This window comes from Rickettsiales endosymbiont of Trichoplax sp. H2, from assembly GCF_009690945.1.
GTDB lineage: Bacteria > Pseudomonadota > Alphaproteobacteria > Rickettsiales > Midichloriaceae > Aquirickettsia > Aquirickettsia rohweri.
In genome coordinates, this window is record NZ_NPHZ01000003.1 from 120,188 (window position 1) to 133,120 (window position 12,933).

At 28.6% G+C, this 12,933-nt stretch carries 10 protein-coding genes and 1 tRNA gene; 4 read left to right on the forward strand and 7 right to left on the reverse strand.

The window, feature by feature from the left end; genetic code table 11:
• The first annotated feature begins 36 nt into the window (after nt 1-36).
• Nucleotides 37-600: a hypothetical protein gene (locus h2es_RS04270; RefSeq protein WP_154511713.1), complete on the forward strand. Its 564-nt coding sequence runs from the start codon at nt 37-39 to the stop codon at nt 598-600.
• Between the two features lie 144 nt (nt 601-744).
• Nucleotides 745-1,857 carry a patatin-like phospholipase family protein gene (locus h2es_RS04275; RefSeq protein WP_154511715.1) on the forward strand — a complete coding sequence of 371 codons (1,113 nt, stop codon included), beginning with the start codon at nt 745-747 and terminating at the stop codon, nt 1,855-1,857.
• Between the two features lie 257 nt (nt 1,858-2,114).
• On the opposite strand, the gene secA is transcribed toward h2es_RS04275, so the two are convergent.
• The 7 genes from secA to h2es_RS04310 all read right to left on the reverse strand — a co-directional run bounded on the left by secA (nt 2,115) and on the right by h2es_RS04310 (nt 11,962).
• Entirely contained in the window at nt 2,115-4,808 is a 2,694-nt protein-coding gene (gene secA / locus h2es_RS04280) for a preprotein translocase subunit SecA (RefSeq protein WP_154511717.1), read from the reverse strand.
• Nucleotides 4,809-4,997: 189 nt separating this feature from the next.
• The gene (groL, locus tag h2es_RS04285; RefSeq protein ID WP_154511719.1) at nt 4,998-6,659 is read right to left on the reverse strand and encodes a chaperonin GroEL; all 1,662 of its coding nucleotides are present in this window, start codon (nt 6,657-6,659) and stop codon (nt 4,998-5,000) included.
• 21 nt (nt 6,660-6,680) lie between these two features.
• Complete coding sequence (gene groES / locus h2es_RS04290) at nt 6,681-6,965, reverse strand: co-chaperone GroES (RefSeq protein ID WP_126044137.1); 285 nt, start codon at nt 6,963-6,965, stop codon at nt 6,681-6,683.
• Between the two features lie 106 nt (nt 6,966-7,071).
• Nucleotides 7,072-7,473, reverse strand: a complete 402-nt coding sequence (locus h2es_RS04295; RefSeq protein ID WP_154511721.1) for a nuclear transport factor 2 family protein — start codon at nt 7,471-7,473, stop codon at nt 7,072-7,074.
• Nucleotides 7,474-7,601: 128 nt separating this feature from the next.
• Complete coding sequence (locus h2es_RS04300) at nt 7,602-7,763, reverse strand: hypothetical protein (RefSeq protein WP_154511723.1); 162 nt, start codon at nt 7,761-7,763, stop codon at nt 7,602-7,604.
• Complete coding sequence (locus h2es_RS04305; RefSeq protein ID WP_154511725.1) at nt 7,738-9,090, reverse strand: M10 family metallopeptidase C-terminal domain-containing protein; 1,353 nt, start codon at nt 9,088-9,090, stop codon at nt 7,738-7,740. Before h2es_RS04305 ends, h2es_RS04300 begins: the two co-directional genes overlap by 26 nt.
• Before the next feature lie 136 nt (nt 9,091-9,226).
• Nucleotides 9,227-11,962, reverse strand: coding sequence for an AsmA family protein (locus tag h2es_RS04310; protein ID WP_154511727.1), 2,736 nt, complete (start codon nt 11,960-11,962; stop codon nt 9,227-9,229).
• 139 nt (nt 11,963-12,101) lie between these two features.
• Here h2es_RS04310 and h2es_RS04315 point away from each other — a divergent pair.
• Both h2es_RS04315 and ubiE read left to right on the forward strand, forming a co-directional pair.
• Nucleotides 12,102-12,177, forward strand: a tRNA-Trp gene (locus h2es_RS04315).
• Nucleotides 12,178-12,197: 20 nt separating this feature from the next.
• Nucleotides 12,198-12,929: a bifunctional demethylmenaquinone methyltransferase/2-methoxy-6-polyprenyl-1,4-benzoquinol methylase UbiE gene (gene ubiE / locus h2es_RS04320; protein ID WP_154511729.1), complete on the forward strand. Its 732-nt coding sequence runs from the start codon at nt 12,198-12,200 to the stop codon at nt 12,927-12,929.
• The last annotated feature ends 4 nt before the right edge of the window (nt 12,930-12,933 follow it).

Here is a 12,933-nt window from a genome sequence, read left to right on the forward strand (position 1 = left end):
TACGAATATCAATTATAACTTATTAAGAGGTACAAAATGTCAGATTTTAATAATGAAAACAATAATGATCCTATTGTATTCCATGCTAAAAAAGCACTTGGAGGTGATATAATATATGATGCTAATGGAGTTCCACTTTTCCAAATTGATGATGTTCAAGGAAGCAAAGTATTTGATGCTTCCAATGATGGAGATAAAAAACCTATGGAATTTGAAGTTGGTGCTGAAGCTGATCAAGAAATATCTATTGGTTTTGATAGTGTGGAAAACTCTGGATGTAAGGAATATACTAAAAAAGTTCAGGATGTTTTTGGAAAAAATCTTAGTAAAGATGATGAAAAAGCTGCTGTTGAAGAAGTAATCGCTGCTAATAAAAACAACTTACATATCTGTCCTCCTGATTTTGAAGAAATTATAGACTCTCTTGAGAACACCGATATTTCAACAATTGGAAATGCAGAGAATGCATATGAATTACTAATGAATGCAATGCATTATACATTTTCTTCACGTCTAATCAACATTCAGTATCTTCAGGATGCAGAAATTTATTGCTATCCTATACCAACGGATACAACAACGCCAAACCCGAAACTTTAATATCTAAGGAAATTACCGAACTGCAGATAAGAATTGTTTTATAAAAAGCAAAAAACTATTATACAGGAACACTTAAATGCAGTTTTATTAGCGATATAGTCATTGCGAGTGGAGGTGATAGTGGTAATGCTATAACTCAGAGAAATGGTTAAAAGCTCCAGTACAGGCAATGCTTATTTTCAACTAATAAATTATTTGCAACAAATAAATATATGTATACCATCAATATATTATAACAATTGTTCGAGGTGTTTAATGGCTAAAAAATATTATAAGATATTATCAATAGATGGTGGTGGTATGAAGGGGATAATTCCTGCGTGCTTTCTAAAACAATTTGTCAAAGCAACAGGAAAGGAAGTTCACGAATATTTTGACCATGTCGTGGGAACCTCTGCAGGAAGTATCATTGCATCTGCACTTTTGGTCCCAAATGCAGAGGGAGGAGCTAAATATTCTGCATCGGAAGTTTGCTCTATCTTTTTAGATGCAAAAAATTGGTGCCAAACCAGCGAGGAGTACAAACTAGAATCACACGACGGGTTAGTTGCTCCAAAATACGAAACTACTAACATATACAATACGGTAAAAAAAATCGCTACAGACTTAAAATTGAGCGAAACATTAAAACCCCTGAGCGTTCTTTCATATTCTCTAAATAATTCAGCACCGCATATATGGTCTACATATTCAGCAAAAGATAACCCTAATAAAGATTTCTATGTTAGAGATGCAGTAGAAGCGTCCATTGCATATCCTACGGCTTTTGCACCTAAAAAAACCGTTGGACCTGATGATAAGATTTATTATGATGTAGATGGTGGAGTATATGCTAAAAACCCTGCCTTGTTTACAGCTGCAGATTTTCTAAAACATAACAGTAACTTCAATGCATCAGATTTGCAAATTTTCTCTTTAGGCACAGGAAAAGAAAAATCGTCTAATATTATGGATAAAATGAGTGGTTACGGAGAAAATGACTGGAAAATAAAACAACACTTATTCCTCTCTCTTGTGCAGGAAGCTACATCTTCTGCAAGTGAAATGGAAGCTTCGGAGATTTTCCCACATTATCATAGATTAAACCCAAATCTCCCTGAATCATTATCAAATATGTGCAATGATTCTATTGATAATAAAGAATCACTATTAAAACTTTCTGAAGATTATTTCACACAAATCAAAGATCAAGTGATGAGTATTGTGAAAGAAATGGATGGTCATGAAGCACATAATAACTTCAACACCGAACTATAAGATTTTATTATAATGAACTTTATTTGCTATAAATCCAAAAAGATTGATTTATAGCAAATATTATCATAGTTTCAAGACCTAAAACACCTATAAGTAAATGTGAAGCATTTAAAATCAAGCATGGATCACAGCCGCCTTTTGACTCTAATATTGTTGAGTAATTTTATTGTTGAATATTCGGTTCTGTTATTGACTATTTCCTATTACTTAATATCATCAATAGCTTTTCTTATAAACCTGCTTATTAGTGATTAAATTCATATTATGCTACCATGACAGTATTTATATTTTTTACTTGAGCCACATGGACATAATGCATTTCTAGAAATTTTACCCCAAGTAGCTGGATTTTTAGGATCCATTTCAAATTTATTATTGACTACATTAGGCGTTTTTACATTACCTCCTGACTTTTTTTGACCAGATAGTAAGTTATAATCTTTTTTCGTTTCAAATACATTATCACTTGAGTCTAAATTATCCATATCACCAAGTTCATGTGATATCTGAATTTTAGCACATGTAATTATAATATTTTCATCTAACTCTAAAAACATATCTTCAAATAATTTAAATGCCTCAAATTTATATTCATTTAAAGGATCTTTTTGTCCATATGCTCTTAAATTTATGCCTGCTTTCAACCTATCTAAAGCATGTAGGTGTTCTTTCCATAGCTGATCTAAAGTCAACAAAAATATTCTTTTTAAAGCCTCATTAAAAATATCTTCACCGAATTCATCTTTCTTGACTTTGAAGATTTTTGACGTCTCATCATTTAAATTTTTTAATATATCTTTTTTACTTAAATCATCATTAATAACTAAATTTATGTTATAAATTCTATGAATTTCATGGATTAACTCTTTTATTTGCCATTCTTCTTTATATGATTTATCAGGTACAAATTTATCGATTAAGTATTTATTATGTATATGAACTTTATCAATTAAAATATCGTCAAATTTTTGCTCTTTCATTATTTGAATTCTTTGCTCATAAATAACCTTTCTTTGTTCATTCATGACATCATCAAATTTTAACAAATTTTTTCTAATCTCATAGTTCCTAGATTCAACTTTTTGTTGAGCTTTTGCTAAAGATTTATTAATCCATGGATGCTCAATAGCCTCATCATCTTTAAGACCTAACTTACCTAAAAAATTACCTATTTTAACTGAACCAAAAATTCTCATTAAATCATCTTCTAAGGATAAAAAGAATTTTGTTCTACCAGCATCTCCTTGTCTTCCAGATCTTCCGCGCAATTGATTGTCAATTCTTCTAGATTCATGCCTTTCAGTTCCAATAACAAATAAGCCTCCTATGTCTAACATTTTTTTTCTATCAGATTCAACTTGTTGCTTAATTTTATCAATTTCCCTCTCATTTAAATTTTTTTCTCCTAATTTTTCTTTAATTACTACTTCTTCATTACCTCCTAATTTTATATCAGTGCCTCTTCCTGCCATATTAGTAGCTATTGTCACTGCTCCAAGCTGACCTGCAAGTGCAATTATTTCAGCCTCTTGTTCATGAAATTTTGCATTTAAAACTTTATGCTTAATCCCTTTTTTCTTTAAAAGCTTTGAAATTAATTCTGATTTCTCAATGCTTACAGTTCCTATTAAAATAGGTTGTTTTTTACTATGTACTTTTTCAACTTCAGAAATTATTGCATTATTCTTAGCATTCTCTGTCTTATATATCACATCATGCTCATCAACTCTTGTAACAGGAATATTCGTAGGAATTTGAACTACTTCAAGATTATAAATACTTAAAAATTCTTGAGCCTCAGTTATAGCCGTACCAGTCATACCAGATAACTTTGGATACATTCTAAAATAATTTTGAAAAGTTATAGAAGCTAGTGTTTGATTTTCTTGTTGAATTGAAACATTTTCTTTTGCCTCAATGGCTTGATGAAGGCCTTCAGAATACCTTCTTCCATCCATAATTCTACCAGTAAATTCATCAATAATTAAAACCTTACCTTCTTTAACGATGTAATCAGTGTCTAATTTAAAAATTTTATGAGCTTTTATTGCTTGGTTTAAATGGTGTACAACATCCATATTCTCAATATCATATAAACTGCTATCCTTTTTGATTAACCCCATGTCCTTTATTAACTTTTCACATCGCTCATTACCTTTATCAGTAAGCAAAACTGTCTTGTTCTTCTCATCTAATTCATATTCATCATCGTGTAAAATTGATGCTATATTATTTATTTTCACATATAATTCGGTGCTACTAAATGATGGTCCAGATATAATTAATGGTGTTCTTGCTTCATCAATTAAAATACTATCTACTTCATCTATAATTGCAAAATTAAACTCTCTTTGAACGAGTGATTTAATATTATGCTTTAAATTATCTCTTAAATAATCAAAGCCAAATTCATTATTAGTCCCATAAACAATATCACATTGATATACTTTTTTTCTTTCTTCCTCAGGTGTATCATTAACTAAGCATCCAACACTTAAATCATGAAATTTATATATTTTACCCATCCATTCAGAGTCTCTTTTAGCTAAATAATCATTTACCGTTACAATATGAACTCCTTTTCCTGTTAAAGAATTTAAGTAAGCTGGCAATGAAGAAACTAAAGTTTTTCCTTCACCAGTTTTCATTTCAGAGATCATTCCTTTATGTAATACTAACCCCCCTAAAATCTGAACATCATAATGTCTTTCCCCCAAAACTCTTTTTGCTGTTTCTCTTACAACAGCAAATGCCTCTGAAGTTATGCTATCTATAGATGCACCTTTTTTTAACTTTTCTTTGAATTCCAGTGTTTTTGCCTTAAGTTCATTATCTGAAAGAATACTTATTTTTTCTTCTAATTTATTTACTTCATTTAAAATTGGTTTTAGAGACTTCACTATCTTGTCAGTTCTATTACCAAAAATTTTCCTAGCTATATATTTTAACATTATTTTATTTTAAAGTTTTTAAAATTTATTACAACAATAGTAATGATTTATGTGCTGATATTAAAATATCTTGAGATATTATGCAATCTAGATTTTTCTATAAATTATAAAATAAAAAAGCTCCAAGAAACAGTCCTGAAGCTTTCTAGTATTAGAATAAAATTTTGATATAATGAGAGATTATGGAAATTACATTCCCATACCACCCATTCCTCCCATACCACCCATCGGCATACCACCACCTGCTGGCATGGAATCATCTTTTTTATTTGGTGTATCACAAACTGTAGCTTCAGTAGTAACCAATAATGATGCAACAGATGCGGCACTTTGAAGAGCATTTCTCACGACTTTTGTAGGATCTACAATACCTTTTTTGAAAGCATCAACAACCTCGTGATTTTGAGCATCATAAGTCATTGTAGAATTATTCTTTTCTAAAAGTTTCTCAACTATCAATGCACTTTCTAATCCAGCATTTTCAAGAATTTTACGAATTGGAGCTGATAAAGTTTTTTTGACAATTTCAATCCCCACTGTTTCATCTGGATTTTTACCTTTCATACCTTCAAGAATTTTAGAAGCATATAATAATGTACTACCTCCACCTGGTACTATTCCTTCAGCTATTGCTGCTTTAGTCGCATGGTAAGCATCTTCCACTCTATCTTTCTTTTCTTTAACTTCAACTTCCGTAATACCACCCACTTTTAATACTGCAACACCACCAGCTAATTTAGCAAGCCTTTCTTCAAGCTTTTCCTTATCATAATCAGATGTTGTTTCAGCAATTTGAGATTTAATTTGATCACAACGAGCTTTAATATTAGATTTTTCACCTGCTCCATTTACTATAGTAGTATCATCCTTTGAAATCAGAACTTTCTTTGCAGTTCCAAGATCACTTAAAGTAACATTTTCTAATTTATGACCTAAATCCTCACTAATTAATTGAGCACCAGTTAATATTGATATGTCTTCAAGCATTGACTTGCGTCTATCTCCGAAACCTGGGGCTTTAACAGCTGCAATTTTTAAGCCACCCCTTAATTTGTTGACAATTAAAGTTGCTAATGCTTCACCTTCAATATCTTCTGCTATAATTAAAAGTGGCTTTGAAGATTGAACTACTTCTTCAAGAAGTTTTAACATTTGTTGTAAATTGCTGATTTTCTTTTCAAATACTAATATATAAGCATCTTCCAATTCACATGTCATTTTTTCTGAATTTGTAACAAAATATGGTGAAATATATCCTCTATCAAAATTCATACCTTCAACAACATCCACTTCAAATGCATCGCTTTTATTTGCTTCTTCAACAGTAATAACTCCGTCTTTTCCAACTTTTTCAAATGCTTTCGCTATTTTTGTACCAATATCTGAATCACCATTTGCAGAGATAGTAGCAACCTGAGCAATTTCAGCAGATGAAGATATATTACGAGACCTTTTTTTAATTTCTGCTAGAACTTTTTCACTTGCAGCTTCAATTCCTCTTTTTAAATCCATTGGATTCATACCAGCTGTGACTGCTTTTACACCTTCTCTGGCAATTGATTCGCCAAGTACAATTGTTGTTGTAGTGCCATCACCCGCTCTATCATTTGTTTTATTAGCTGCTTCCTTTAACACTTGTACACCTAAATTTTCTACTTTATCCTCTAATTCAATTTCTTTTGCAACAGATACACCATCCTTAGTAATTTTAGGTGCCCCAAATGATTTTTCAATTATTACATTCCTTCCTCTTGGACCAAGTGTAACACTAACTGTATCAGCAGCAACTCTAATACCTCTTAATAACTTATCTCTAGCTTTTGTTCCTTTATCAATTGTTTTAGCTGTCATTTTAAACTCCTATTTTAATTATTAAACTATTCCTAAGATATCCGATTCTTTCATAATAAGATATTCTTTACCTTCAAGTTTGACTTCTGTACCACCCCATTTAGCAAATAAAATCTTATCACCTACTTTTACATCTAAAGGAGAAACATTGCCCTTTTCATCTTTAATACCTTTACCAGCAGCTATTACTTTTCCCTGCATTGGCTTTTCTTTAGCTGTATCAGGAATAATAATTCCACTCTCAGTTTTATTTTCTTGTTCTAGTCTCTCAACTAGTACTCTGTCATGTAATGGTTGAAAATTCATTTTTACCTCGAAAAATAATTAACTTATAAATATGAAATTGATATATATGCTATTTATTATATTTCAAGGGGTTGAAAGTAAAATTTTAATATAATAATAAATTTATCTACTCATTTTCTTCAATTAGTTGCTTAACAAGCGCGGAATCTACATATGCATGAACTTTTGTAATTACTTGATCATTAAAATGCACTATCCAACAATAAATATTATCAAACGGCTTACCATCCTTAGCAATGGAAATAGAATCCATCTCGACAATTGCAACATTTTTTCTTTCATCAATAAAAATATCATTAACTTTTAATATAACTCCATCTTTTAAAATCTTATTTAATCTATGAAATGTACTTTCTAAAAAAGATTCTTTACTGTTATAAAGTCCTCCAAGAGGGTGTTGCCCCATAACTTTCCATTCAACATTATCTGCAACATTTTTAAAAAATTCAGCTGAATTATTATTTTCTAAATTAGAAAATAGATCTCTTATATTTTGATAATTTATCATACCCACTAGCTTAATAAATATTATTTATTAAATTATTGAAACATCATAAACAATAACAATCAATATAAATCTTTGAATTATTGCGAGAGCAGATATTTAGCTCTCGCAACGCATAACTGCTTCACTAATTAAATAACTATTTCTTCAACTTGAAATATTAAGTCATATACTTTAGTTATTTTACCATCTTCCCATTCAACACTGGCAATATTTAATATCCCTTGTTCTAATTGCTCATCATTTGCTGGCACAACAGTGTTAAAATTAATAGATTGGACACCAAAGCTCATTGAAAGACTTTAACTCTCCCTCATCAACTACACCATTACTATCCTTATCTTGCCATACATAAAATTCATCAAATTTTTCATCACCTTTATCAAAAACTTTGTCTTCATTACTATCAAAAGCCTCAAGTAACGCCTCAAAATCTGTTTTTGCATTTTTGCTCCAACTTGTCATAACTATTTTATTGTCATTAGCAACTTTAGAGCCGTCATAATCATAAAATAATATTCCATCACTTTTACCAACCCACGATGTTTTTGATAAAACTCCATCATAGGCAAAATTTGTATTTGAATCTTTTAAGGTTATTAAATCTATATCCTTATCTTCTTCAAAAGTAATACCAATAGGCACTTTATGTTCAAACGCAGAATTATCACTGCGAACTGAAAGATCCCTAGACACATCCAATACATTAGTTGCTTCACCATTTTTTGCATATTTACCTGTTATACAATTATAAATATGCACTCCTGTTGATATAATTGATACCACCGTAGGTATACTAGCTCCCTTAACAAATGATGGCCACTCAATATCCCAAAAACCCTTCTCTACTTCTTTCTCTACATCACATATATATGCTACTTCATTATTATTTGCATTGAAAATAAATATCTCATCTGACTTTTCTTTAATACTATTTGGAATAATTTTTGAAAGAATTATTGTTTGAGGATACATTAGACTCTCTTTAATTGTAATTTCTGTACTTGCGCCCTTAGAATCAATTTTTAAATCTCCAATACTCTGAACACAAGTTAATTGTGATAAATCAATTTTATCTTCATTTAATTCAAAATTACGTATTTCTGTGGTAGTAGTATTAACATGATTACTACTATTGCTAATAACAAAAATATTTTCTCCTAAATTTCCAGCAAGTGTATCATTACCTCCTGCTCCCCAGATTTTATATCCTTTATATGCATCAGCAATAAGAATATTATCATATTGTGTTCCTATTAAATCAGATTCCTGGTCTGTTTTCTTTTGCTCAAATTCATTGATGGTAACGGTTTTTGTTAAACTTTTATCACTTTGGCTATCAACAATATAGTAACTAAAAATTACTTCTTTCTGTTCTTCTCCTGACTTTGCAACATACTTTACTTTCTCTATTGAATACGATTTATTTTTTACAATAGCTTTATTATCTTGGGTGTGTATAAGTGATCCAATTTTTGAATCAGGAAGTTCTGTGATAATAACTTTTAACTCGAAAAATTGATCTTCCATATCCAATACATATGGTTGAAAATCCACCAACCCTTGACCATTTAATTTTTGAATAAAACTTGCTGCTACAGGCTTATTATTTGTACTCATATCTCTCCTCTAAAAATTTTTAAAATAATTTTAGTGTTACAATTTTAAATTTACACACTATCTTAACAGTAATACTCAATTTATAGTTGTGCAAGTTTTTTATTGAATAGCTATGATTAATAATACCTAGACAATTTTAGTCCGAATTTTTTCTGAGATAATTTTCTAGTTCAGATATATTTATGGTTGTTTTAGTCTTTGCTAAAGTTCCTGAATTAGTAATATCTATAACTATAGGACTACTATTTTGAGTTGGAATAAATGAAAATTTTGAATTAGCACTTAATGAATTATCTAAAAATGAATACACTAAACTGTTCAATCCTGTTAGCCTATCATTATCTAATTTAAGATTTGTTATTTGAGCAAGATAGTTTTCTATATTAATTATACCACTCACATCATTAAATTTAGTTTCACCATACCTTGAATAATAATTTAATCTTTTTAATTTATAATTAAGATTGGTTTTTAATTGTGGTAAATCAGCTAATTCATCAAGTCCTAAACCATTATAAACTATATTCTTACCAATAATATTCAATGTACCTCCTAAATTTTGCTTAATCTCTTCATAATTAACACCTTTAGATGAAAAAATACCTTTTGTCGTTACATATCCTGAATAATTTTTATAATTTAATAATTTTTCTAAAATTAAACTTGGATCAACATTACCTAAACCTACCCCAAGTTTCATCATGATAACTGGCCTTATTGTTGAAATATATCCATTAGCTTTAATTTCTCCATTAAACCCACTTGCACTAATATTCTTAAAATTAATATCTCTATCCTTCACTTCCCCTTTTAATAAAAATTTATTGAATAATATGTCTTTAAAATATAATTTATCTACTACACAATTAAAATTTCCATTAAAATTTCCAATACTGAAAAAATTAATATCACTTACATTAGTTTTTTCCTTTCCTATGCCTGCAAGCTCACTCTTATATCTTTGATAAAACTTTTCTTGTTTAGGTAAAATTAAGTATAAAAATTGATCATGTAATTCAGTAAAATACAAGTCCACTTCTATTGATGGCTTAAGACCTGGTAAATTTAGTAAAAATGTGCCTGAATATTTGCCAAATTTATGTTTAATATTTACATGATCAATTTTTAACTTATCTTTGCTAAGATCTATATTAACATGTGTATTATGAAACGGTTGTTTTTTAAAAATTAATTTTCCAACTTCTAATGTAATATTTTTAAATCCTTTTTGATTTCTCAAAAAATTTAGATTATTAGTATTCTGATCAAATTTTTCTCCTGAACTATCATAATCACTTGAATAAAGAGTATATATAATGTCATCAAACTTATCATCAACATCAAAATCATCCAAATTAATATTATCAGCTGATATCTTAGCATATAACTGCAATTTGTCTTTTCCAGGGTAATTTAAAGCTAATAAACTAGATATAAATTGAGTATTTTTTGATGCAAATTGTGTATTATATAATTGAAAGACATAGGGCATCAAAACTATATCAGATTTTATTGAAACTGTAGAATTATTAAATTCTTCAGACATCTTTTTATTAAATCTCCAATCCATATACTCCTTTGGATTTTGACTTATCACATTAATCTCACCTCTATACGTTGGCACCGTTGAATTACTAATGATACCATTAGTAATAATTTCAGTGTTACCAGGTAATAACATACTAAGATTATTAACTAATATTTTTCTATATTTAGTTTGTACAGAAGGCCAAGAACTAAAATCTAATTTTAAATTTTGTATATTATCATTATTTAATGTAATATTTTTTACATTCAGTTTTGTTGATAATGTAATTAATTTGGAAAACTTAAAATCATTCCTCTTCGTTAAAAAATCTAATATATCAATAGTATTAAATTTTATTTTTTCCTCATCATTGTTACCATAATACTTATTAAAAAGCTTATCTATATTTAATTTATCAATTAATAATTTTACATCTAATATATTAGATTCTCTGTAATATTTAGCTTCACCCGATATATTATTGATATCATCGGCATTTGTAGTAAAATTACTAACTCTCAAACTTTGCTCATCAAATTCTACATCTGCACTGACTTTCTTAAAATTTTGTTGACCAATTAACTTTTTAAAATCTGAAGACAAATTATCTTTTTGATTATGAAAGTGTAAATTAGCTACTCCTCTTAATTTATTAACCTTTGCATCCCTACTAAGTTGAGTAATAAAATGCAGCATATTATGTTGTAAAGAAATTGTTATATCATCTGGATTTAGATCCTTATCTAGATCATCAGATGAAATATATAAAAAGTATTTATCTTGATTTAAATAAAACGTAGAATTTAAATCCAAATGATGATTATACGAGTTACTGAAAGTAAAGCTTAAATTATTTAATTTTCTGACAGAAAGAGCACTATCCTTATCTATAAATTCTAACTCTGCATCTTTAAAAAAAACTTTTGAAGAATGCTTTCCCGACTTAGATATATATTGCTTTAAAATATTATAATACTCATCATTATCCAGATCAACAATCTTAATTTTTGCGTTGTACAAAGAAATATTATACAAATCCAATAATTCATTTTTATTAAATATTTTAAATAAATTTATTTTAACCTGAGCCTTTGGAATAAAAACATCATTTATATTTTCATTATCTGTATATCTAATATTTGTTATTGATACTTTTGGATAGGGTAAAATTTTTAATTTTATCTCACCATATAACTTAAATTTTACTGAATAGTTTTGGTCAAAATAATTTTGTATTTGTGGAAATAAGAAATTTAAATTCCACTGTATCACAATAATATGAATACCAAGCAATAACGTTGCAAGTATTGAAATAACCTTTAATAACTTTTTTATTTTTAGCAAAATATAAATTTGTAGATAGTAGGTTTAATCTATATTAAATAGTTAATAGGTTATTTGTCTAGAAAAATGAACTAAATAATTAACACTTTATTGATTTAATATCTTAATATTGATATACACTTAATAATTACATTAAATTAGGAGTGTAGCTCAACTGGTAGAGCACCGGTCTCCAAAACCGGAGGTTGGGGGTTCGAAACCTCTCGCTCCTGCCATTTACAATTTTTAATCACATATGTCTGTCAATTTTGGGTTTAAAAAAGTTAACAAAAACAAAAAAGAACCATTAGTTCAAAATGTTTTCACAAAAGTTGCTAACAATTATGACTTAATGAACGATCTAATGAGCTTTGGATTACACAGAAGTTGGAAAAATAAATTTATTAAAGAAATCGATAGCTTTAGAGAAAAAACATTAATAGATTTAGCCGGCGGAACTGGAGATATTGCTAAAAGATTTATTAATAATAATGGTAACCAAGTTGTTGTTTGTGATTTAAATCAAGAAATGCTCAATAAAGGTAAAAATAAAATTAGCAATACAACACATATAAACAAAATTAAATGGATTAATGCAAGCGCTGAAAAAATTCCTTTTGATGATAGTACCTTTGATTATTGCACAATTTCTTTTGGAATAAGAAATGTAACTAATATAAATAATGTATTAAAAGAATCTTTTAGAGTTCTAAAACCGGGAGGAAAATTTTTATGCTTAGAATTTTCAAAAATTGATAACAAATCAATAAACAAAATTTATGATTTATATTCTTTTAAAGTAATACCTAAAATAGGTGCATTAGTTACAAATTCAAAACATTCTTATGAATATTTAGTAGAAAGCATTAATCAATTTTATACACCAGAAGAACTTGGATCTATGATGAAAGATGCTGGTTATTTCTCAGTTAATTTTAAAAAACTTTCCTTTGGAATTGTATCAATACATTCAGGATATAAGGTTTAAAAAA